Source organism: Vibrio sp. 10N.286.52.F8 (assembly GCF_041468745.1).
GTDB lineage: Bacteria > Pseudomonadota > Gammaproteobacteria > Enterobacterales > Vibrionaceae > Vibrio > Vibrio crassostreae_C.
Genome location: NZ_JBFRJF010000004.1, coordinates 1 through 23,995, shown reverse-complemented (window position 1 = coordinate 23,995; position 23,995 = coordinate 1). Strand labels below are relative to the sequence as shown.

Annotated in this window: 18 protein-coding genes and 4 pseudogenes; 12 read left to right on the top strand and 10 right to left on the bottom strand. The window is 43.2% G+C overall.

Translation table 11 applies throughout. The annotated features are described in order from the left end of the window. Positions 1 to 73: 73 nt before the first annotated feature. The gene (locus AB4133_RS01640) at positions 74 to 781 is read right to left on the bottom strand and encodes a GntR family transcriptional regulator (protein ID WP_017065208.1); all 708 of its coding nucleotides are present in this window, start codon (positions 779 to 781) and stop codon (positions 74 to 76) included. 277 nt (positions 782 to 1,058) lie between these two features. Between AB4133_RS01640 and AB4133_RS01635 the strand changes: the two are divergent. Beyond that, positions 1,059 to 1,678, top strand: a pseudogene (locus AB4133_RS01635) (HAD family hydrolase). 205 nt (positions 1,679 to 1,883) lie between these two features. On the opposite strand, the gene AB4133_RS01630 reads toward AB4133_RS01635, so the two are convergent. From AB4133_RS01630 to AB4133_RS01620, 3 genes and pseudogenes are all read right to left on the bottom strand, one after another. After that, positions 1,884 to 2,459 (bottom strand): sugar O-acetyltransferase, encoded by a 576-nt coding sequence (locus tag AB4133_RS01630; RefSeq protein WP_372223832.1) that lies wholly within the window; start codon positions 2,457 to 2,459, stop codon positions 1,884 to 1,886. A 165-nt stretch (positions 2,460 to 2,624) separates the two neighbouring features. Continuing rightward, a pseudogene (locus AB4133_RS01625) lies at positions 2,625 to 2,789 on the bottom strand (adenosine deaminase); the annotation flags it as partial. A gap of 202 nt (positions 2,790 to 2,991) precedes the next feature. Further along, on the bottom strand, positions 2,992 to 4,005 hold the full coding sequence (locus AB4133_RS01620; RefSeq protein WP_371725647.1) for an AraC family transcriptional regulator: 1,014 nt from the start codon (positions 4,003 to 4,005) through the stop codon (positions 2,992 to 2,994). Between the two features lie 136 nt (positions 4,006 to 4,141). Here AB4133_RS01620 and AB4133_RS01615 point away from each other — a divergent pair, with 136 nt between their 5' ends. From AB4133_RS01615 to AB4133_RS01600, 4 genes are all read left to right on the top strand, one after another. Further along, on the top strand, positions 4,142 to 5,899 hold the full coding sequence (locus AB4133_RS01615) for an amidohydrolase family protein (protein WP_371725646.1): 1,758 nt from the start codon (positions 4,142 to 4,144) through the stop codon (positions 5,897 to 5,899). A gap of 71 nt (positions 5,900 to 5,970) precedes the next feature. Further along, on the top strand, positions 5,971 to 7,509 hold the full coding sequence (locus tag AB4133_RS01610; RefSeq protein WP_371725648.1) for an arylsulfatase: 1,539 nt from the start codon (positions 5,971 to 5,973) through the stop codon (positions 7,507 to 7,509). 51 nt (positions 7,510 to 7,560) lie between these two features. Then, positions 7,561 to 8,505: a transporter gene (locus AB4133_RS01605; protein WP_372223831.1), complete on the top strand. Its 945-nt coding sequence runs from the start codon at positions 7,561 to 7,563 to the stop codon at positions 8,503 to 8,505. A gap of 623 nt (positions 8,506 to 9,128) precedes the next feature. Next, positions 9,129 to 10,037, top strand: a complete 909-nt coding sequence (locus AB4133_RS01600) for an IS5 family transposase (RefSeq protein ID WP_372223830.1) — start codon at positions 9,129 to 9,131, stop codon at positions 10,035 to 10,037. Between the two features lie 224 nt (positions 10,038 to 10,261). Here AB4133_RS01600 and add read toward each other — a convergent pair whose 3' ends face one another. After that, a complete protein-coding gene (gene add / locus AB4133_RS01595) occupies positions 10,262 to 11,260 on the bottom strand; it encodes an adenosine deaminase (RefSeq protein WP_017061091.1) in 999 nt (332 codons plus the stop codon). A 126-nt stretch (positions 11,261 to 11,386) separates the two neighbouring features. Here add and AB4133_RS01590 point away from each other — a divergent pair, with 126 nt between their 5' ends. Further along, complete coding sequence (locus AB4133_RS01590) at positions 11,387 to 12,334, top strand: LysR family transcriptional regulator (protein WP_017061092.1); 948 nt, start codon at positions 11,387 to 11,389, stop codon at positions 12,332 to 12,334. Positions 12,335 to 12,516: 182 nt separating this feature from the next. Next, a pseudogene (locus tag AB4133_RS01585) lies at positions 12,517 to 13,275 on the top strand (glutathione synthase); the annotation flags it as partial. 84 nt (positions 13,276 to 13,359) lie between these two features. Here the strand turns inward: AB4133_RS01585 and AB4133_RS01580 are convergent. Next, the gene (locus AB4133_RS01580) at positions 13,360 to 14,133 is read right to left on the bottom strand and encodes a helix-turn-helix domain-containing protein (protein ID WP_372223829.1); all 774 of its coding nucleotides are present in this window, start codon (positions 14,131 to 14,133) and stop codon (positions 13,360 to 13,362) included. 97 nt (positions 14,134 to 14,230) lie between these two features. Here AB4133_RS01580 and AB4133_RS01575 point away from each other — a divergent pair, with 97 nt between their 5' ends. The 4 genes from AB4133_RS01575 (at position 14,231) to AB4133_RS01560 (ending at position 18,420) form a co-directional block, all read left to right on the top strand. After that, entirely contained in the window at positions 14,231 to 15,364 is a 1,134-nt protein-coding gene (locus AB4133_RS01575) for a multidrug effflux MFS transporter (RefSeq protein WP_372223828.1), read from the top strand. 155 nt (positions 15,365 to 15,519) lie between these two features. After that, a complete protein-coding gene (locus AB4133_RS01570) occupies positions 15,520 to 16,038 on the top strand; it encodes a TetR/AcrR family transcriptional regulator (protein ID WP_372057294.1) in 519 nt (172 codons plus the stop codon). Beyond that, on the top strand, positions 16,035 to 17,090 hold the full coding sequence (locus AB4133_RS01565; RefSeq protein WP_372223826.1) for an alcohol dehydrogenase family protein: 1,056 nt from the start codon (positions 16,035 to 16,037) through the stop codon (positions 17,088 to 17,090). Before AB4133_RS01570 ends, AB4133_RS01565 begins: the two co-directional genes overlap by 4 nt. Before the next feature lie 235 nt (positions 17,091 to 17,325). Then, positions 17,326 to 18,420 (top strand): HDOD domain-containing protein, encoded by a 1,095-nt coding sequence (locus tag AB4133_RS01560; RefSeq protein ID WP_372223824.1) that lies wholly within the window; start codon positions 17,326 to 17,328, stop codon positions 18,418 to 18,420. A gap of 96 nt (positions 18,421 to 18,516) precedes the next feature. On the opposite strand, the gene AB4133_RS01555 is transcribed toward AB4133_RS01560, so the two are convergent. From AB4133_RS01555 to AB4133_RS01540, 4 genes and pseudogenes are all read right to left on the bottom strand, one after another. Next, positions 18,517 to 20,037: an SgrR family transcriptional regulator gene (locus AB4133_RS01555; protein ID WP_372223823.1), complete on the bottom strand. Its 1,521-nt coding sequence runs from the start codon at positions 20,035 to 20,037 to the stop codon at positions 18,517 to 18,519. Positions 20,038 to 20,047: 10 nt separating this feature from the next. After that, positions 20,048 to 21,058 (bottom strand): Gfo/Idh/MocA family protein, encoded by a 1,011-nt coding sequence (locus AB4133_RS01550; RefSeq protein ID WP_136982456.1) that lies wholly within the window; start codon positions 21,056 to 21,058, stop codon positions 20,048 to 20,050. A gap of 113 nt (positions 21,059 to 21,171) precedes the next feature. Further along, a complete protein-coding gene (locus AB4133_RS01545) occupies positions 21,172 to 22,071 on the bottom strand; it encodes a homocysteine S-methyltransferase family protein (RefSeq protein WP_372223821.1) in 900 nt (299 codons plus the stop codon). Positions 22,072 to 22,179: 108 nt separating this feature from the next. After that, a pseudogene (locus AB4133_RS01540) lies at positions 22,180 to 23,136 on the bottom strand (integron integrase). A gap of 336 nt (positions 23,137 to 23,472) precedes the next feature. Between AB4133_RS01540 and AB4133_RS01535 the strand changes: the two are divergent. Then, complete coding sequence (locus tag AB4133_RS01535) at positions 23,473 to 23,982, top strand: hypothetical protein (protein WP_372223820.1); 510 nt, start codon at positions 23,473 to 23,475, stop codon at positions 23,980 to 23,982. Positions 23,983 to 23,995: the final 13 nt, after the last annotated feature.

Genomic DNA, 23,995 nt, shown 5'->3' with positions numbered 1-23,995 from the left:
ATATTAGTGGCTAATCTATAGAGTAATTAACTTATATCTATAAAAATTAACCATATTAAATCGAATTAAAAGGTTACTTCTTATCTCGGAAGCTCATGCTCTCATTGTTAAAAGGAGTGTGATAGGTGCATTGATATTTGATGTCGATGATATCGCTGACGATGAATAGATCCCCCGATGCTAAGAAACCTCGGTTGGTGATATTCATCGCCGCGGCATTTTTTTTGCAGCCGAGCAACTCCGCGTCTTCTTTAGATACGTTGATCGCTTGATACGTCGTTAAGTAGCTATCGATCTGAAGGCCTTTCGCTAGCGCATGTTTCTGGATTGAGCTTTCAATGATCTCGGCATTCATCTCTGGGAAGACGCTGACAGGGATCTTGGCTTCTTCAATCTGAACTACTTTGTTGTTAATCAATCGAAGACGTCTAATTTTCCAAATGTAGTCATTGTCGTCTAAAGAAAAAATCTGCTGTTCGTGGTTATCGGGTAGCGCTTTATTCAGTTGGAGCTTTTTATAAGAGATCTCTTCAAAACTGTTTTCAGTAATGGAGTTGTACACCAGTGGTGTACCAATGAGAGAAGTGTTGACGAAGTAACCAGAACCCACCTTAGATTTCACCATGCCAATAGCCTCTAGCTTGGCTAGCGCTTTTCGAATAGTAAATCGAGATAACCCATATATTTCAGAGAGTTCTCTTTCCGCGGGAAGCTTATGATTGATACTGTTTTGACAGATCTTGCTCACAATATCTTGGACAACTAACTCGTACTTTTTCATAGATCAATAACTTTAAAGTGTATTCACTGTGACTAAAGAATAGTGAACTAAATCAGGGATTCAGTACGCTCTGAATGACTCATAATTGTAACATAGAAGGTTAAGTGGGTGATGATAAATAGGGTTAGTTAGGGGTACTAGTGACCACCTTTTGCGCTGACTTGATTACATCTTGTGATTCTAGTCCTCATTTTGTAAAACAAGATTATGAACTTTAACGTGCGGCATTTAATGTCTGTGTTGTTGCTATTTTAAGTGACTAATTCAGGAGTAGGGTATGAGTTCGAATCAAATCAAAATGTCGTATTTGATGTGGGTAATGTGATTGTGCGTTGGTCGCCGCTGGAAATTACTCAACTAACGTTTGGTAACATTGCCGACCCTGAAGCCCGAGCGCTTTCGATTTTCCAAAGTGCGATTTGGTCGGATTTGAACAAAGGGTTCTTAACCGAAAATGAAGCCAAACTTCGCTACCAACAAGAGCTCGATTTATCTTCATTAGAGTGCGACCGCCTGTTTTATTACGTTAAGAAAACGCAGATCTTATTGCATGGTTCTGTCGACCTTATCGAGCGCGTAAAGCGTGCTGGGTATGGTGTGTATGCACTTACCGACAACGTGGTCGAGATTGTTGAACACCTAAAAGCCACCTACGAATTTTGGCCTTTGTTTGATGGCGCAGCCGTATCCGCTGAACTTGGCATGCTTAAACCGCAGCCTGAGATTTACCAAGCGTTGCTTTCAAATAATGGACTGGAGGCTTCAGAAACGGTGTTCATTGATGATATGCCTTACAACGTAGAAGGAGCAAAAGCCGTAGGTATGGCGGGTATTCAGTTTATCGATTCTGCGCAATGTGAGAACGAACTTCGTGCTCTTGGCGTCGAATTTACGTGATCATGTAGCGAAATTCTCAAGCTATCTATTTTAGTCAGGTTTCTCTATGTAGATAATCTAGGTAGGCAAGATAAGTAGAAAAACGACGGATAGAAAAGACTGATAAAAGCTAAAACGAATCGATTAAAAAGAGGCGCTGTTTCATCATGAACATCGCCTCTTTTTCTATTTGTTCTTTTAATGAGCTTTATTTTTCTATTTAACTTTATTGCTCAGTATCCAAGTGTCGAATTAACTTCGCCGGCGTGCCACCGTATAGACAATCTGGCGGTACATCGCTGTTGACCACAGAGTTCGCCGCGATAACCGAGCGAGCCCCAATCTTCACGCCTTGGTTGATGACCGAGTTTCCACCAACCCACACATCATCTTCGATTGTTATCGGTAAACAGAAGGTTTCCCATTTACGACGGCTACGATAATCAAGGGAGTGTGATGGCGTATAGAATTGGACGCTTGGTCCAATTAAAACATTGTTTCCGACTTTGATTCTCGCACCATCTAGCATTACGACGTTCATATTGATGAAGGTGTCGTCACCAATCTCGATGTTTTTTCCAAACTCACAATGAAAAGGGGGCTGGATTAAGCTGCTACTCCCGACTTTACCGAATAGCTGCTCTTGCAATGTGTGTTGTTGATCTGGATTTTGATGGTTGTTGAAGGCCATTAACGCCTTTTTGGCATTGGTACGTATGGTATCAATTTCTTGGTCTGCACCATCATATACTTGCCCAGATAACATTTTATCGAGTTCAGTTTGATCGTTTGTATTACTCATGCTGCCCACTTTCCGAGAGTCTCGGTCTAAATGACGAATACTGCAAGATTAGCGATTTTTGGACATAAAAAAAGAGAAAAGCCTCAGCCTTTCTCTTCCTATTTTGTGCTTTAAGCACTAATGCTAAGTGAGCCCAGCTATTCAGCAAAAGGCGCGCTTTACCAATTAGATTTGCTCAACGAAACCCATTAGGTGCTGTTTCACTTCGTCTGAAGCAAAAGCGCTTTCTACCGAGTACTTGTAGATTTCTACGTAATCTTCTTTTGTTAGACCGAATGTTTCACACACACGCTTCACTTCGTTGGTCATGGTTGTGTTGCTTTCTGTTGGTTGTTTTGTTGCGAGATTTAGGCTTAAGGCTACGAGACAGTGTGAATATGGCAGATCAGATCATAGGTTCTTGATTTAGTTCCACGGAACTATGCAACAAAGCTTTATTTAGTTGGAAATATTATAAGGTATTTGTTCAAAACTATTTCTAGTATTGTATTTATACATAAGTGGCATAGTGACGATAGAAGTCCTGATATTACTATAATCGGTTTGAGGCTTGCTGACGCCATTTTAAAGGTGAGCTCCCATACGTATTTTTGAATGCTTTACTAAACCCACTCACATTTCTGTAACCTAATAATTCTGACAGTAATGTAATATCAATTCTGCTGGACTCTAAATACCATCGAGCTGCACTTATACGTACATCCTTGAGTAATTTCTGAAAATTCGTGTCGTGTATTTCTAATCGCCTTTGCAAAGTTCGTGGGCTCATATTAAGCATGTGTGCTATATCATTGATATTGGCACTATGTAATCCCATTGTTTGCAAAACTAGAGTTCGAACTTTGCGTTCTATGTTATCCCCTGATTGAAAAATTAGCAGGTCTAAATACTGTTCATAATGGCGCTTATGTTTGGATAAAGTTGCTTGTAAGGGGGTATATAAGTAGTCACGGCTAAAAATAAGGCGATCATGCTCTTGATTGAAGACAACTGAACACCCAAAATATTTTTGATATTTGGAACTTATGGACAAAGGTGTATGGGAAAATTCTAATCTTTCTATTTTTAATGATGAACCTATTAGATTTTTTAACAAATTTAAGCATACACCCAAAGATAGTTCTTTATATTGTTTTGCGTAGCTAACATCTTGAGATATTTGATAGCGTTCTATATAAGCCAAATGTTCAAATTCTTTTAATATCCAATATTCTCCAAGACTATGGATAGCCATATAACGCTGTGCATTATCTAAAGCCTCTTGTACCGTTTCACTAGCTTGAATTATAAGGCTTATAGGTCCAAGTACTTCAATTCCCTGATTTTTCGCTAACTTTAAACCAAAATCTTTACAATTAAGCTGCTGAGATGCTAGCTCAAGTAAGTTAATCATGCTAGCAAAGTCTATTAAGCTTTCAGGATTGAGCAGATCTTGCGTAGTCAAATTACATTGAACAAGTAAAGAATTAAGGTCGCCTCCTAACTCTTTAATTAGGTGTTCTATACCAGACAATGAAGCGCTTCGGATTGAGTAGTATTGTTGCATAAAAGACCTATTTTAAATTGGTATGACCAAGTAATTACTAACTTGTCGCTAAATGATAAGAAACAAAACTAGAGATGTTATAATTTAGTTAATACAAAGTTGCAAATAAAATTTTCAATTCGAGGGTTATATATCTATGTATGATACAGTTATTAAGGGAGGCCGTTATTTTGACGGCACAGGTGAAGCTTCTTCGATCAAAAACATTGCAATAAGAAACGGAAAGATTGCCTTGGTATCCAACACTGCTATTGATGAGAGTGGTTGTATGAATGTTATTGATGCCAATGGTAAGTGGGTGATGCCAGGTTTTATCGATACCCATACCCATTATGATGCGGAACTGCTTATTAGTCCAAGCCTGTCTGAATCGGTGCGCCATGGCGTAACAACAGTACTTGTTGGCAGTTGCTCGTTAAGCATGGTCTGTAGTGAATATGAAGATGCCTCCGATATTTTTACCCGGGTTGAAACCGTCCCTCGCGAGAAAGTGTTGCCCATTTTAAAGCAATATAAAACATGGAGTACGCCTAGACAATGGGTCGAATTTGTTCAGCAACACCCTCTTGGACCAAATGTTGTAAGCCTGCTTGGTCACAGTGATTTACGTGTAGGTGTCATGGGGCTTAGCCGAGCAACAGATCTAAACGTCACTCCTACTGAAACCGAAATGCGAAAAATGGAAAGCTTACTTAAAGAGTCACTTGACGTAGGTTTTCTTGGCTTGTCGACTATGTGCCTTAAGTGGGACAAAATTGATGGCGACCGTGAATGGTCAAAAAGTTTACCCAGTACTTATGCAAAATGGAAAGAGATCTCTCGCCTCAATAACCTAGTGCGTGAATATGGACGAGTGCATCAAGGAGCGCCGAATGCCGCAGCCATATTACAAATAAATCAATATATGCGTGAATGTATGGGCATTTTTAAAAAGCGCCTTAAAACGACGCTAATTAGCCGAATGGATCTTAAGGGCAGTGTTTATTTAAGTAAAATTACAAACCTTGCCGCTAGAGTGACCAATTTATTTAATGGCGATTTTCGTTGGCAGGTGCTGCCCTCGCCTTTTACAGTCTATGCTGATGGTATTGATGTCGTCTTTTTTGAAGAGTTTGGTGCTGGTGAACTGGCACTTGATTTAAAAGATAAAATTGCTCGCAACGAGCTCCTAAAAGATGAAACTTACCGCCGTGAGTTTAGAAAGTTCTATGGCGAAAAACTCAGTCCCCGTGTATGGCAACGTGACTTTGGCGACGCGATTATACTTGCTTGTCCTGATGAATCGATTGTTGGTAAAAACTTTGCTGATGTTGCCGCTAGCAAGCAGATCCATGTTGTGGATCTTTTCCTCGACCTAGTTGTGCAATATGGTACCGATCTTCGTTGGTACACCACAGTTGCCAACCATCGTAAAGACGTGCTTAAGAATATGGTTAAAGATAAGAAGTCACTGATCACCTTTAGTGATGCAGGTGCGCATATCCGTAATATGGCTTTTTATAACTTACCGCTACGTATGCTTAAGTTAGTTAGTGAAAGCATTGATGAAAGCCAAAATCAGCCAACTAAAAATAGCCAAGCGATTATGACGATGGAGCAAGCTGTGTTTCGGATGACGGGCGATCAAGCGCAGTGGTTCAATATTGATGCTGGTCGTATTCGTATTGGTGATAGAGCCGACGTCGTGGTGTTAAATCCCGCTAAATTTAATCAAAATCTCGAGCAAGTCAGCTGGGCTGATATGGAAAACTTTGGTTTACAACGCCTTGTAAACCGTAATCCGGGCTTAATCGAGCAAGTATTCATTAACGGAAAGCTCGCCTGCGAATTCGATAAAATAACCCCTGAACTTGGGAAAAGCATGGGTTTTGGGACTTATATTCCGGCGTATTAGCTGCTGCACTTATAGATTAGGTCTAATGACTCTTGTAATGAGTCGATTAATTAACGATATGGATATTTATGATGATAAAAATAATAACTAATTTAGTTATGGGGCTGGGTTTTGCTCTTGGTTCAATAAGCACCTATGCTGCCAGCAAGCCTAATATTGTGGTGATATTTGGTGATGATATCGGTTACGGTAATATCTCAGCTTATAATAACGGTACACTAGGGTATCAAACGCCTAATATCGATAGCATAGCTAATGATGGTGCAATGTTAACCTCATATTATGCTGAGCAATCGTGTACTGCTGGGCGATCAGTATTTATTACTGGCCAAATGCCTGTGCGAACAGGTTTAAGTAAAGTCGGATTGCCAGGAGCAAGCCAAGGTATACAACCCCAGGATATTACTTTAGCTCAGACGTTAAAAGACCTCGGTTATGCAACTGGACAATTTGGTAAAAACCACTTAGGTGACCGTGATGATATGCTACCTACTGAGCATGGTTTTGATGAGTTTATGGGTAATCTTTATCACCTTAACGCCGAAGAAGAACCTGAAAACATTGATTACCCTAAGTCTCCAGAGTTTAAGAAACGCTTTGGCCCGCGGGGTGTAATTCATTCTTTTTCTGATGGCTCAGTTGAAGATACCGGGCCACTCAACAGCAAGCGTATGGAAACGATCGATGACGAAACCCTTGAATCTGCCTATGACTTTATTAGTCGTCAGGTGGAGAGAAAAAAACCATTCTTCTTATGGTATAACACAACTCGCATGCATAATTACACTCACGTGAGTGACGATAACTCTGGTGTTACTGGTTTAGGTGAGTATGCTGACGGCATGGTTGAGCACGATAACCATATTGGTCACCTACTGGCAAAGATCAAGCAACTCGATATTGAAGATAATACAGTGGTGATTTACACCACTGACAACGGTCCAATGAATGCGACCTGGCCAGACGCAGCCACTAGCCCATTTAGAGGGGAAAAAAACACCGGTTGGGAAGGAGGATTTAGAGTTCCAGCGCTTATCAAATGGCCAAATCATATCAATCCAAATTCAAAGTTTAATGGAATAGTCTCGTCTGCCGATTGGTTCCCAACTTTAGTGAGTATTGCTGGTAATAGTGATGTGAAGAACCAATTACTATCAGGTTATAAAGCCAGTAATGGTAAGCAATATAAGAACCATTTAGATGGGTACAACCAACTTGACTATCTAAGTCAGAAAATCGATAAAAGTCCACGTAATCAATTTTTCTACTGGTCTGATGATGGCGAACTACTCGCTATGCGCGATGGTCGTTGGAAGTTTCATTTTAAAATTCAGGAAAGTAAAGGTATTGATGTTTGGACTCAACCACAAAAAACCTTAAGAATTCCCAAACTGTTTGATTTAGCAATTGACCCCTATGAAAAAGGCGATCAAGGCTTTGGCTATGATAATTGGTGGTACAAGAGGGCTTTTGTGTTGATCCCGGCACAAATTAAAGTTAGGCAAATGTTAGCAACCTTTAAAGAGTTTCCTCCAAGACAAGCGCCTGGTAGTTTTGCTGTTGATATTAAGATGAAAGATCTCATAAATATTTCTAATTCTTCGAAATAATATTTTGAGGGTTATTATAATGGTGAAAAAATCCTGAAAAAGGAATATTTTATGAATGTTATTATAAAAAAAACTTTTATCGCATCATTTGCAATGTCGTACTGTTTAGTTATTAACGCTGAAGAGGGGGGGAGCGGTCATTACCAGCCTGGTTCTATTTCTTCTTTCATGGACGGTGTTCCAGCTAAACCTAGCTTCATTACACGCTTAAACCTAATAAGTTACAAAGGGGAATATAAGCCCCAAGTTTCGATCTTAGGTCTAAATAATGCGATTATAAAAGTAGAATCGCAAGCTTTAGCTTTAACAATGGCGTATAGGCCACATTTCGAAATTGGAGAAGGTTGGAGTTACGCTTTTGGTGGAACCATTCCATTTATCAATGTCACTACTAATATAGGGGTGAATGGACAGAGTAATGTGAACATTACAGAGGAGGATTCGGGTATTGGCGATGTTATATTAGCCCCTGTGATGTTAAATCAAAATATAAACTCTGACTTGAATTTGAACTATCGCGTCAGTATTTATGCTCCTACTGGAGGTTATAAGGAAGGGCAATTAGCTAATACAGGTAAGAATTATTGGACGATTGAACCAACTGTAGGGGCGGTTTATTTTGGTAAAGAAAACGGAATTGAAGCAAGTGTCTACGCTGGCGTTGACTTTAATACTGAAAATCATGAAACCAGCTATCAATCAGGTACCCAAGGACATGTTGAAGCAACCTTTGGGCAAAGCTTTCCATTTTTTGGAGGCTTAGCGAGTGTGGGGGCGACTGGTTTTTATTATCAACAATTAACCGGAGACAGTGGATCTGGTGCTATTTTCGGTGATTTTAAAGCAAAAACAGTAGGGGCTGGGCCGAGGGTTTCTTTTGTTCACAATACAGAAAGGGGAGGCATTGCGATGGAATTAAAATGGTTCCATGAATTTGAGACAGAAAGGCGTACAAAAGGAGGCACGATTTTTTTAAAAGCATTAGCTAAGTTCTAGTTGCCTTGTTCTGAAATTAAATAGGAGTAAATCAAGTTAATAGTTAATAATTTCTGCAAACCCCTACATTAATTTTTTGATTATCCTGAATAAATATTATCTATCTTAATTTGGTGAATTATTAAAAACATAAAATATATTGCTTTTTCAATCTTTATAATTATGAGTTCTACAGCTATTGCAAAAGGACGAATTACGCCTTCACCCGAATTAGGGGTTTTGAAAGGCGCCGAGGCTGAAGCATTTTACCTTGGTGTTAATGCTGTAATTTGGGGGTATCCAATAGTGTTCTTTGAAGACCTAATTCGTGGTAGAGCACAACCTGACGCACAAGTGAAAACGGCGTTGTTGCTTAAATCAGTTGAACCTTTTCCAAGTCCTGTGATCTGATCCTTTATGGTGGTTAGAACGGTGGTGACATGGGTAAAGCGGAAAAGAAGATAACTAACTGGGCGGAATACAATAAGGCTCTGTGCAAGCGTGGCTCGGTTACGTTCTGGATAGATGATTCAGCCATAGATGCATGGCGATGTACAATCCATCATGGCGTTGTTGCCTAAATCAATTGAACCTTTTTCGAGTCCTGCGATTTGATCCTTTATGATGGTTAGAGCGGTGACAACATGGGTAAGGCGAAAAAGAAGATAACTAACTGGGCGGAGTACAATAAGGCTTTGTGCAAATGGGGCTCGGTTACGTTCTGGATAGATGATACAGCCGTAGATGCATGGCGATGCAAAACCCATCATGGTAAGCGTGGTAGAGGCTTTCAGTACTCTGATACAGCGATTGAAACTGCCTTGATGATTAAAGGAGTATTCTCATTACCATTACGTGCTCTTCAAGGCTTTATTGATTCTATCTTTGAGCTATTGGATGTTCCACTGACGTCCCCTGACTACACCTGTATCAGCAAACGCTCGAAGACAGTTCAGGTCAAATATCGCAATAAATCCAAAGGAGCTATTCGCCATATAGCCATTGACTCGACTGGTCTCAAAGTTTTTGGCGAGGGTGAATGGAAAGTGAAAAAGCACGGCGCCGAAAAACGCAGAACTTGGCGTAAACTGCACTTAGCTGTTGATGTAGAAACTCATGAGGCCATTAGTGCAGAAGTCAGTCTTGTAAGTGTTGGCGATAACGAAGTGCTGCCAACATTACTCAACCCTTTACGTAGAAAGATCCATACAGTATCTGCTGATGGAGCATATGACACAAAAAGTTGCCATGAGACTCTGAAAAATAAGGGCTGTACTCCGTTGATACCACCTCGAAAGAATGCGGCTCTTTGGGAAGATGGGCATCCCAGAAATGAAGCTGTAGAGGCTCTTAAAAACGGAACAATAACGGAGTGGAAATCTGAGTCTGGTTACCACTATCGCTCAATATCTGAGACCGCAATGTCTCGATATAAAGGACTAACCAGCGGTAAATTGAGCTTGAGATGTTACAACGCTCAAGTGGGAGAAATCATGGCGAATGTCAAAGCTATAAACAAAGTCATAGGACTAGGTATGCCTGTTAGAAGCTAACGATTAGTCAAATATGGCGTCGTTGAACCTCAAGCTGATTTGATCAACAACGCCGATTATGAGTACTAACTATTGCATCTAGAATCGTTATAAAACTGCTCGCTAGATAAAATGCCACAATGCTTAAAAAAGAGAAAAGCCTCAGCCTTTCTCTTCCTATTTTGTACCTTTAAGCATTAATGCTAAGTGAGCCCAGCTATTCAGCAAAAGGCGCGCTTTACCAATTAGATTTGCTCAACGAAACCCATTAGGTGCTGTTTCACTTCGTCTGAAGCAAAAGCACTCTCTACAGAGTACTTGTAGATCTCTGCGTAGTCTTCTTGTGTTAGACCGAACGTTTCACATACACGCTTCACTTCGTTAGTCATGGTTGTGTTCGACACAGTGCGGTTGTCTGTGTTGATCGTTACAACGATGCCGTCTTTCTTGAATTCAGCAATTGGGTGGTCGCTGAATTTGTGAATACATTTAGTTTGCACGTTACTTGTTGGGCAAGTTTCAAGCGCAACCTGCTTCTCTTTAACGATGTTGTACGCGTCTTCGTTACCTTGGATGTGAACACCGTGGCCGATACGTTCAGCATCTAGCAGAGTAACTGCATCGTAAACGTTCTGACCATGCCATTGCTCACCTGCGTGAACCGTCACACGGTAGCCTTGTTCAATAGCGTATTGCGTGTACTCAGGGAATTCAGCGCAGAAGCCCGGCTTTTCACCGCCTGCAATATCAAACGCAACCACGCCTTTACCAAGGTATGGTTTACCAGCGTCGATTACATCTTTGATTGAGTCTTTCGGGAACATACGAAGTACAGACATGATGTAGTTGCCCTTAATGTCGTATTTCTCTTCTGCACGCTTCATGCCTTTAACCGCACTTGCGATGATTGCATCAAGAGACAAGCCCTTGTTTACGTGAAGAATCGGTGCAAAACGAACTTCTAGGTACTTAACGTTTTCTAGTGCTGCGTCTTCGTAAAGCTCAAAAGAGATACGCTCAATCGCTTCTTCCGTTTGCATCACTTGCAGTGGCAGGCTAAAGCAAGCTAGGTACTCATCAAGGTTTTTGCAATCTTCAGGCACTGTTAGAGACTTTACTACCGCTTCACGGTCTTCTGGAAGTTCGATTCCGTACTGTTTCGCCAGATCAATAATGGTGTCTGGACGAACACTTCCGTCTAGGTGGCAGTGCAGATCAATCTTAGGGAGTGCTAGAAAGTTCATGAGTATTCCTTAGGTCTATTATTTTTTGAGTTATTAACTCATAGGTTACATGGGCTTAAATTAACAAGTTTGTGATATGATTTAAAGTGACATAAAGTCATCATTAATCTGAATCTAAGGAATATCATGGTAGATGTTAAAAGCTTACTCAAATGTGATATGAATTTACTGCTGTGTTTACACGTGTTGCTTGAAGAGCGCAGCGTGAGCAAAACGGCAGAGCGATTGTTCCTTAGTCAGTCTGCGGTGAGTAAACAACTCACTAAGCTGCGTTCTTTGTTTGACGACCCTTTGTTTGAACGTGAGTCAAAAGGCCTGTTTCCAACACCGAAAGCCACCTCTTTAGCGCCTAAAATTCATCAAATCCTTCTGCAAGTTGAACAGCTAACCGTGCCGGACATTTTTGAGCCGAAAGACAGCGAACGTACTTTTAATATCGATCTTGTTGAAACCGCTTATACCGCGATTTACCCTAAATTTATGCCTAACGCGCTAGCAGATGCGCCGAACATTACGGTAAACAGCACTACTTGGAGCAGCGAAACCTTTAAGCGCTTACTAAAGCGTGAGGTCGATTTCGGGATTGGAATTTTTGAGCTCGATGAAAGGGCTAGCACCCACATTCAAAATATCCCTGCCGAGCTAAACCACGTCGAGTTGCTGCAAGATTACTCTGTGTGCTTGATGCGAAATGATCACCCAGTACTTCAAGAAGAGTGGAATCTGCAAGCCTTCCTTAAATACCGTCATATTCAGTTAGTCACTGGTGGCGTTGGCGACTGGTTGCTACTGGAAATCTTGCAAGCCAAACAGCTTCAAATTAACAAAGCCGCCAACGTGTCGGACATCACCAGCGCAGTAAAGCTGTGCAAACAAAGCGATTTGCTGATGTGTTATCCGTACAACTCGGTTCGTGACTATATTGAGAGTGGCGAACTGGTGATGAAGCCGATTCCTATTGAGTTGGTTCCCGGTGGTTTGTTTTTGCTTTGGCACCGTTACTTTGATTCTGAACCAAGCCACAAATGGCTTCGCGACCTCATAGTCAATAAGACCCAAGAACCTCAGCTGTAAACCGCGAGCTACGATGATCAAAACGGCGAAATAAGTTTTTTTAAATTTTTTTCGTCTTTTTAGAATGAGCATCGTCTTATTACGGGTGCCAAATGCCCGCCAAGAATGAGATATCTAAATGAATCCAATGCCATCGATTCCGCAACAAGTCATTGAAGATGCTTGTGAGTGGGCAATTATGCACGGTGCGTCGTACTTTTGAACAGTTGAGCTGTCAGCTTTCATCGGGCGATAATCAACGCCTGCTATTGAAAGATGTCGGAGCTGTCGATGTGGTGTATCTAAGAGCTGGCTACCAGTATTCAGATTATTGGGCTCCAGAGCTAAATGAATCGGTGTGTTGCCATACGTTAAGTCAGACTCGCTTGTTTATGGAGCAACACCATGTCGCAATGAACGCGACTATCAGCCAGCAATTAGCGACCAGCAAAACCATGCAAATGCTGCTGACCATGATGTCAGCAGCAGAATACGCCCGCTGGGGTTTAACGCGAGAAGAAGCCGAACTGGTCAAGAGTGTTCTGGCTGATATGAAGCCTATCACCAATGAAGCAATTGAATGGTTTAACACACAAGCTGATAAGCAAGAATGGGTGCTGAAAAACCAAGGTGAGGGCGGTGGTCATTGTGTCTTTGGTGACGACATCAGCGAACAACTGAGCCAGCTTAAACCAGAAGAGTACGACGCGTGGGCATTGATGCAGCGCTTGTACCCGCATGAACGTGACGTGCCGACCATTGCAGTGCGTGACACTCACCAAACGCTCGTGACAGACTTAGTCAGCGAAGTGGGTTTGTTCACCGTTTACTTCAAAGGTGAACCAGTAACAGAGCTAGACTGCTACGCGGGTTACTTGATCCGCAGTAAACCTGCCAGCGAAAATGAAGGTGGAATCCACAGTGGCAAAGGGATTCTCGATTCGTTGGTGTTGATTGATTAGTTGAATCGGCATTAAAAACCAGAACTCATGTTCTGGTTTTTTGTATCTGAGCTCAGTAAAACTTCAGAGTTTGGATAACAACAATCACGCCCCTAACTTGGTAAAGGCCAACGGGGTTTGTCCGGTTTGCTGTTTGAAAAAGGCGATAAACGCACTGTTTGATGAGAACTCTAGCAGATGAGCCACATCACCGACTTGTCGGTTTTCTGAGAGCAGTTCAATCGCTTTAAACAAGCGCCATTGCTGTCGCCACTCTTGGTAAGTCATGCCTGTTTCGGCTTTGAATAATCGAGTAATCGTTTTGGTGCTTGCGCCAACCGAGTTCGCTAATGTCGAGAGGGTTGGGGCAAGAAAGGAAGCGGTTCGGACTTGTTTGCAAAAGCTTTTAAAGCGGCGATCTGTCGGTAGTGGCAAGATAAACGAGTGTTGGTTAGCACTGTAAAACTCTTCCCAGAATAGGTTGGCGGTATTGGTGGTTTGCTCGCGGGCAACATCCCAATCCCAGAAAGCCATCTTATTGATCAGGGCTTTTAAAAGCTCATTCACTTCCACAATTTCAATCGCTTCTGGGCAGGTGTAAATACTGCTATCAAAATAGAGCGACCGATAAGCAACCACATTGGTCATCTGCGCGCGATGTTTGGTATAAGGCGGGATCCACACGGCTTTAGTCGGCGGCAAAATGCAAATGGCGTTTTTTAAGGTCAAGGTGATGCAACCCTGCGGAGCATACAGCAGCTGTCCTTTTACGTGGTGATGTATTCCTGAGTCATGCTGACCTAGCTCTGCCGCAATCCCTATTACGGGCGCAGGTAAGCTGTCTGCATCAAACTCAATGGTTTCGCTGATTAATGCCATTTGTCCCAATCTTGTTGTTTTTGGTTTTAATGTTGTTAACGAGCCAAGGTTAGTTTCCCCTAGACTCCTCGTCAAGTTCACTGGTCTTGGAAAAATGATGAAAACAAAACCTTCTTTATGGCAAATGGTGCTATTGCTGATGTTCCCTCAAATCGCAGAAACCATCTATAGCCCGACTCTGGATTCAATATCGAAATCCTTTGATGTGAGTTACGCACAAGCGGCGCAAACCCTCTCGATCTACTTCTCAGCGTTTGCGCTCGGTGTTGTGGTATGGGGCATATTGGCAGACAAATGGGGGCGCCGACCAACCATGTTACTGGGCATGGGGTTATTCGCCTGTTCAGCACTTATTGCTATGCAAACCGACAGCTTTACGTGGTTGATGATAGCCAGAGCCATGGGTGCTTTCGGGCTTGCGGTGGGCTCGGTGGTGACACAAACCATGTTGCGCGATGCCTTTAGCGGCGCGGAACTGGCCAAGGTGTTTGGTTACATGGGGATGGGGCTGTCGATTAGCCCAATCATCGGGCTGCTTCTTGGCGGTCAATTAAGCCAAGCGGGCGGGCATCAATATGTGTTTATTGCCCTGTTTATTATGGTGTTAGTGCTGTTGGCACATAGCCTATGGTCATTGCCTGAAACGCAACAATCTAAGCAGCCATTGCAGTTAAAGTCACTCTGTATTCACATGGTCAAAGATAGCGATATATGGATGTCTGCGTTGCTGGTCGCGTCGTTCAATATTGCGCTGTTTTCTTATTATCAATTGGGTTCATTTGCCTTTATTCAACTTGGATTTAGCGTTGAGCAGTTTGGCTACAGCGGCATTGTGCTTGGGTTCGGGACTCTGTTGGGAAGCTTGGTGAACAAGACATTGTTGAAGAGACAAGTGTCTTCAATGTCTCTGATTGGTATCGCGGCAGGGCTTCAAACATTAGGTGCGGTGGGTGTCTATTTTTCACAACACTCAATATGGTTTTTACTTCCGATGATGCTGGTGGTTATGGCATTTGGTATTGCGATCCCTAATGTATTGAGCCGAGCGTTGGTACGTTACCAATCTCAAGCAGGAAGTGCAGGTGCACTGTTTGGTTTGATGTATTACACCTTGATCGGCTCAGGGCTCGCTTTAGCGGGAATGATTCAAGATTTAGGGGGGGTGTTGGTACTTTGCGGCGCTTTATCTGTTCTGGTGACGATACGCAGTCGACTCCAGCTTAAACGCTAAGTCTCTCATCTGTATTGATAAATTCCGTGTCCTGTTTGGCGCGGAATTTATCATTTCTTGGTGTGTAAATTTGGATATTGACAGGGGTAGAGTGATCGTTCTACCCTGTAAGTAGAACAATCATTCTACCCTTTGTCGGGTATTGAGAGAGCACTATGTTGAGAGAACAGATTGCAGCAAGCCTTGAAGTAGCGTTCAGCCAGCAAGGTTTTGCTGAGCCGAGTGTTGCACAGCTGAAAACGGCGTGCGATGTAAGCCTAAGAACCTTGTATAAACATTTCCCTTCAAAAGAAGCGATGATCGTTGGTGCCTTGGAATATCGACACCAACGCTACTTAGATTTCTTGTTGGAAACGTCGCCTGAAAAGGGGCTCGCATCGGTTACTCATATCTTCAACAAGCTCCAACAATGGTTAGAAGAGTATGCGCCACATGGGTGCATGTCGATGAATGCGATGGCTGCGTTTCCCGATAATGAGCTTATCAGCCAAGCGGTTACACAGCATAAAGAACAAGTTCGTTTGCTAATAGGCCAGCAGAGCCTGCGAGAGGATCTCGCGACACCGCTGTTTTTACTTCATGAAGGCGTATCAAGCGCGTGGCCAGTCTTAGGCGAAGAAGCAGTGGCATCGGCGCAGAATATGGTGACAAAATTACTCAAGGAAACAGTATGAAATTCGAACTACCAAAGACAATGAAAGGCGCAGAGATGCTAGGGCACGGCGGGGCAGAAATGCTTGGCTACCGTGAAGACATTGCTGTTCCAAAAATTGAGCCTAATGAAGTGCTGATCAAAGTCATGGCAGCAGGCGTTAATAATACTGACATCAACACGCGAATCGGTTGGTATGCAAAAAGTGATGATTCAGACGATGCCAGTTGGTCGGGTGAAGCGTTGAAATTCCCTCGCATCCAAGGTGCTGACGTGTGTGGTTTTATCGTGGAAGTCGGCAATGAAGTCTCAGTTGACCGTATTGGTGAGCGTGTTCTGATTGAGCCTTGTTTGACCGAGGTTTATGGACGAGATCTGCCACAGCCATGGTATTTCGGATCTGAATGCGATGGTGGTTTCGCTGAATACACCAAAGTAGCAGCTAAGCACGCTTACGCGGTGAACAGCACCATGTCGGATGTTGAGCTAGCGTCTTTCCCATGTTCTTACTCAACAGCAGAGAACATGCTAACTCGTGCCAATGTGGCTGAAGGTGATCGCGTGCTTATCTCAGGTGCATCGGGCGGTGTGGGCTCTGCGGCTATTCAGCTAGCAAAAGCTCGCGGCGCGTATGTTATTGCCATCACTAGCCCAAGCAAGAACCAACAGTTACTTGAACTTGGCGCTGATGAAGTGATTGCCCGTGATTCAGATTTGGTTAACGCGCTAGGCGAAAGCAGCGTGAATGTGGTGATCGATTTAGTTGCTGGTGACAAGTGGCCAGAGTTTCTTGAAGTCCTAAAACCGCATGGCCGTTATGCTGTGTCTGGTGCGATTGGTGGTGCAATGGTTGAGCTTGATGTGCGAACTTTGTATCTCAAAGACCTCAGCTTTTTTGGTTGCACGGTTTTAGAACCGCAAGTATTCCAAAACTTGGTTAATCGTATCGAGAAACAGCAGATTGGCGCCATCGTTGCAGAGTCTTATCCGCTAGCCGATATCCATAAAGCGCAAGATGAGTTCTTAAAGAAAAAACACGTTGGTAAGATCGTGTTGAAAGTCGCTCAGAGTTAACTTTAGACGGTGTCACGCATCTAATCTATGTAAGAGCGAGCCAGTATCATGTGCTCGCTTTTTTGTTTCTGGCGAATGCTGGCGGGCTCAGTCTTGCAACCCGTTGAGTAACAGATCCTATACAGCTGAAAAGTTAATGATTCATTTATCATTGTGTGGTTTATGAATTAACTGTGCGATAATTACCGCCATTATATATCCCGAACTGTTTGATAATCATCTAGGAGCCGTATTGATGTTTAAAAGGGTATTGCAGGCACTATTCTCACCTTTTGTTTATTCAAAAAACAAACCCTCTGCAGAGCCTGCCCAACAAGAGCAACAACAAACCGTTGCTACTGATTCTGTTCAGTCTTCAATCTTTGTTCCGCCGTCGTCCACTCAGCCATCATCATTAATCGTCGATAAGACGCTTAGCCTTCACGATGGTGAGTTCCTTGATTATTTGTTTGGAGAGTCTCGCCTTCGAACGGAGTCAGACCCATTTAGTGATTTTGTCGCTTGTCAGATCGAACGTTTGATTCGCTCTCCAAAAGCCCTGCTTAATGAACTGCCAGTGATGCCAGCCTCTGTAACCACGTTAATGGCAGAATTACAGAGCGACGAGTTTGATGTCGATGCATTGTTAAGAGTGATTGAGCGCGAGCCGAGTATGGCTGCCGATGTGATTAAACTGGCTAACAGCGCCTTCTACAAACGCAGTGAAAAACAAGTTACTGACTTAAAAACTGCTTTCCTCAATATGGGTTCACAAGGGCTAATTGAAGGCGTGGTTAATTCTTACATGAAGAACTTCACGCCGGGGAACAATATTTACTGGCGTCACTTCGGTGAGAAAATTTGGAATCACAGTGTTCAAACCGCGTCGTTTTCTAAGGAGTTGATGAAAGACTCTTCACCTCAAGAAGATCAAGCAGCGGCATACTTTGTTGGGTTAATTCGCAACTTAGGCAAGATGATCATTTTCCAGATGATGGTAGAAGCCTTCAAGCATGTTGATCCTTCTGTTCCACCTAACTCGTTAGCATTGAAGCGCCTGATGAACAGCTACTCTATTCGCCTGACTTACACCATTGCTAAGTTCTGGGAACTGCCAGAATCAGTGTTGACCGCGATTGGCTACCAAGAGTCTAGCCGATACGAATGCACACCACTTGGTCAAGCTGTGTTTGAAGCTAACTACTTGAGTGAGCTGTGCTATTTACTGGAAGAACAAACGATTGAAGTCGAGCAATTTAAGCGCAGATGCAAAGAGACACTGATGTCTCCGGCTGCATACAAAGTGGCTAACCGTATCTATAAAGAGTCTGAATTATCGCTAGTGAGCTAACCCTTAGCCTATTCGACCTACGCTGTGACTGAACATAATGATTGGTTGCAGCTTGGTTGGGCTAGGTTGTGAAATACATTCAGCTACGAAATACGCTTACAAATGGCTAATCCACAGCTTGTCGAGTTCGCACCAACCGAAACCATTTACTTGTGCGCCGTGTATCTTTTCAGAAACCTCTAAGTTGAACGCCTCTTGCTTGAGCTCAACCACAACTCCAGATTCATGCAACCAATGCCGGAGCGACAACAGTGCATTCATCGCTAACTCAAAGTCTGGTTGGTTTGTTATTGAGGCTAAGCCTTGTTCGATTGTCTCTAGCATCTCAGAAGGTAAAGTTAATTCCTCAAACGGGAAGCGAGTGAAAAAGCTTAACCACGAAGTGAAGGTGTCGTTCTCATCAATAATACTGCACAGCGCGACGTCTTTGGTAGTTAGGTAGTGAGTTAGGTAGTGCCCATATTCCACGCTGGTTTTGTGGTCGCCAGACACTGACAACTGATCGAAAAGGGCTTGGCATTCAGAGGTGTCTTCAACGGTGAACTCACGAACGGTTGAAGACAACATCGGGCTTTGAATCTTAAAGAAGGTTGAGCCGAAATCCGGTTGGGAAGAATGGTCATCCTCACGCACGGTGGTCGTCTTCTCGGGCAGTTTCACGCACACCTGATTTTGAGCGCAGGCTTTGCTCTGTGCCCATTCCTGATAGACCCACAACTCGACTCGATTCAGAATCGGCGTGCTGTGTGAATAGGCGCTATTGCGGCTCAATCTCAACATCTTGCTTGAGAAGATGTCTAATGAGAACGCGCCAGATCCAATCAGCCTATCAGTCGGTGATGAGTGATCGAATACGGAGGCTTCAGCCCTAGCAAGTAGGCGCGGTAAATGCCAATCAGGTTGATTCAACTTTACGACAACCACATTGCCTGCCGAGACAGAGACCTCATCAATATGCTGATAACAGCGACGCCATATTTTGCTTTGGCAGAGCGAGTTAAGGTTGCGTGCTATGTCTTGAGGTTCGAGTGTTCTTCCGTTATGAAAGTGAACACCATTGCGAATCTGAAAGTGCCACTGTGTCGCATCTTGATTAGGCTGCCAATGATAAGCCAGATCGCCGCTGAGTTTGCCGTGCTTAACGGAGGTTAGGCGTTGGCAAACTTGCATAACTAAGAAACGTTCGGTGCGTCTAAGCACGCGTTGAGGGTGAAGCGCTTCGAGTTCTCGGTGAAACGGGATGTACGCGATATTCTGCGTCGACGGATTGGTATTGCTTAGAAAGGCTTGCAACTCAGTGCCAGCATTGCGGCCGTTGAAGCTCAAGGTGCTAAACACCTGTTCTATGTTGCCTGCGTCAGCTTGGGTTTGTGCGTATTGGTAACACGCCTCAATGGGTTCAACCAGACACGTGAGTTGTGCCTTCTTGCTGCGGCCTGAGCTAGCTTGCCACTCAATCCAGCCTTGTGCTGTCATCGCTTTGAGTAAGGTCTGAACGTGACGTTCACTCACGTGCAGCAGTGTGGCCAGTTGGTTGACCTGACAGTGTGATACTCCAGGCCCAAAAGCCTGAAATATCTTTTCATACAGTTCAAGCTTACGCTTAAGGTTGCCCAATTTGCTTTTCCTAACGACGAGGTTGAGTTAAATGTGAATAGCCAGAATCAATCAGTGCGTTTTCCATCGTATCGAGAACTCGAGAGGTTATCTCTGAGCTCAGGATATTCGATTCAGTTTTGCCTTGAAGCACCAAATCTGAAAAATGGTCGATTTCAAACTCGAATCCATTCCCTATCACTCGGTAGTTAATGGTCGACTTTTTGCCTTGATGTTCAATCTCAATAAAGGCCGGATTCCACCATTTTTCGTGAATGGTGATTTTGGTTTCAGGTCCACTCAAGTGTGCTGATCGGGGAAGGTTTTGCACTGTTGATGCCGATATCTTACCGCTTATATCACCAGAGAATGTAAAGCATGCATTGGTATCAACATTCGCTCCCTCATAAAGACACGACATCTCTACCTGAGGTTTTGAAGGGTTTACACCCAGCGTTCGGCACAGATCGTAAAAGAACCAAAGCCCATAGACCCCAACATCGAGTGTTGCTCCGCCTGACAAATCCGGATTGAAGATAAACAAATCGGGCTCATAGTCATGATGGTTACCAAAGCTGGCTTCGATTGAATCTATCTGAATGTTGTTATCGACCAAGAATGATTGGAGCTCACGATATGCGGGAAACACCACGGTTTTCATTGCTTCTAACAGCATCACGCCATTTTGCTTCGCGAGAGCTTTCATCTCAAGCCAGTCAGCAAGGTTGGTAAAAGCCGGCTTCTCGACCAATACATGTTTTTTATTCTTTAGAAACAACTCAGTGAGTGGCTGGTGGTATGGGTGAACCGTAGCGATGTAAACCGCTTCAACACTTGGGTCATTCGCCATCTCTTCATAAGAACCATAAGCCTTGTCGCAAGCAAACTTGTTGGCGAACGTGGCTGCGCGTGAGTGATCTCTGGCGGCAACCGCATCAAGCTCACCATGCAGAGAGTGCTCTGTGACTGCGGTTGCGAATCGATTGGCGATATTGCCTAGCCCTGCGATGCCCCATTTTATTTTGCGTTGCGTGTCGCTCATCTGTTGCTCCAAATCGTTGTTTTGTATCAGTGTACTCAGAGACGTCACATACAAATAGAGAACAGATTTCTCAACCTGTTCTCTATTTATTTTATTCTAGTTGAAGCTCAGGATTAGCTCTGTATTGAGTGTTTCCAATCGGCTAGGGCTTTAATGTGTTTTGGCCCGATGCCACAACAGCCACCGATAATATTCGCGCCCAGTGCATGCCAGCGTTTAGCGTAAGTTAAGTAACCTTGGCCATCCAGCTCACGCATCTCCTGAAACATATCATTCGCTTCATGTTCGTTGCTGATAGGCGCAAAATTGTTGGCATAGACACCAACTTCTAAATCACTGCCTAGCTCATCGATCACTTTCTTGGCATCGATAATGGCTTGATCCATCACTTCAGGCACTGAGCAATTAAACATAATGCCTGTCGCGTTCGATTGGCAGGCAAGTTTGATGGCGTCTGTTACGCTCTCGCCAGAACGAATATTGGCAGAATCGCCCTTGGTGTCTTCCAAGCTAAAGGCGTAATAACACGGTTTGCTTGATTGCTTGAGTACCGCATGAATGGATTCGAATTCTTGCAGGCTACAAATCGTTTCCGCTATCCAAAGATCGATGTTTGGATCCTGGGCATCGTAAAGCGTTTGAATGATTGGCGCTGCCTCTTCTACCTTAAACAAGTCTGGTCGGTAGCTGCCAAATGGCGGTGGAATCGCGCCTGCTACTTTCACTGTGTGGGTAGCATTGTCTGCAACTGCTTTAGCCAGCTCACCAGACAGTGTGGCTAGTTCAAAACCGCGTTGCTCGAACAGCTCTGCACCCAAGTGAAAAGGCACACAGGCGTAGCTATTGGTGATTAGGATTTCAGCACCTGCATCGACAAAGTTTTGATGTGCTTGGCTGACAAATTCGGGTGCTTCAATCAGCGCTTGAGCACTCCAAAGCGGTTGAGAAAATGGCGCGCCAATTTCTTTGAGTTCTCGGCCCATGCCGCCATCAAGTATGGTTAGTGTTTTCATATTCAATACTATCTAAACAATTGCTGAAGTTCTGCCGCCACCATAGCAGACAACCTTGTCAGACAGAAGCCATCAAGCCAAGGTTCAACTATCGATGAGGGAGTTTCGTTATAAGCCGTCTAGCGGGCTAGTCGTGCCACTAAAGTGTTGCCCAATAACGTGAGTGTAAATCTGAGTTGTCTTAACATCACTGTGCCCCAGTAGCTCTTGAACCGTTCTGATATCGGAGCCTGACTTTAGAAGTTGCGTAGCAAAACTGTGCCTGAAAGTATGACAACTAATTCGCTTGTGGCGCAATTTATTAGAGTTAGTCGCCTTCTTCAGCGTTTTTCGGAGTACCGAATCATGTAGGTGGTGTCGGCATACGATCCCCGACTCAGAGTGTTGAGTGACGGACTTTGATGGGAATAGTTACATCCAAGCAAGTTGTCGATAGGCACTAGGGTATTTTTTACCTAATCGGTGAGGCAAAGATGGCCCAAACCCATTCAAGTTATCTTTAGCGAGCAGAACTGCAACTTGTGAAATTTTGTCTTGTATAGCTTCAGTGAGTGAAAAACTTAAAATTGTCACTCGGTCTTTATTTCCTTTCCCATTGTGAACAGTGAGAGACCCTTGTTTTAGATCTATATCTTGTACTCGAAGCCTCAGGCATTCCGATACTCTCAAACCTGAACCATACAACAAGCGAAAAAACAGTTGATATTTAGGATCTATTTCATTGATCACCGAGATAGCTTCCGCATGATTGAGTACGCTAGGAATTTTTCGAGACCGAGTCGCATAGCTAAACCCTAAGTCTCCTAGAGGTTGCTTAATAAATTGATTGTATAAATAGGCTAGAGCATTGAGAGCTACCTTTTGAGTATTGATGGCTACTTTTTGTTGATTAGCTAAATGAGAAAGAAAGGAGACAACTTCAGCGGCATGCATCTGTTCAGGGTGTTTAAGCTTATGAAAATGAATGAAGTATTTTATCCAGTAACAGTAGGCTTTGATTGTCTTGCGACTATAGCCTCGCATCGTCATATGTTCGCAAATTGCCTGCATGAATTGACTCGCCAAATATTCCCCTCACAAAATCTGTACATACAGACAGTTTATTGCTTGTTGAATAATTAATGACTTAAAAAAGAGTGGTTTTTAACTCTGATTGAGCACGAATTTAACGAGAGGGTTATTTTAAGTTATTGATTATACTGCAGATTTACGGGTGGTTAAGAATGAGGCCGAGCGTTACATAGTCGGCAATATGTGCTTGCACGTTTTCACACTTATTGTTTAGACCCACTTTTATATTAAATGCATAGCATTCAGTTGGTTATGAGTGACCTTTTTGATATGTTAAGCGGATGGATTCGTGCTTGCACAATATTAAAATGTTATGTGCTTGGAGGCTAAATGGTAACGTTCACAGAGAAAGAGTTAGATGCTGTGTTGAATAATGCAGTTGAAACCAATCCTGATTTTCTGGAATGGTTCGTTCATCAGACGAAATTTAGAAGTGGTGGATACAAGTACCTGTGGTCTCGTTCAGACCATCCTTGGGGAACAATTGACTTCGAAAGGCTTGATCCTGCAACTAATGGTACAGTGACCGAAAGGCGTCAATCCGAAACAGATATTCTGGTGGTACTTGAGGGGCAAGATGGTGGCAGGGTCGCTCTCCACATAGAGAACAAATTATCCGACGGGCACTTTACGGAATATCAAGCGGAAATGTATTCGCAAAGAGCTAAACAATGGATGAACAAAGAGAAGTTCAAGAACTATACAGACTTCCAAACCATCCTAATTGCTCCTCAATTCTTTTATAATAACAACATAGAGAAAGCTAGGTTGTTTGATTGCTATATAAGCCATGAAGATATTGGTAAGTATCTGGCGAAGTTCGCTTTAGAACGCACATAACAAATAAGGATTA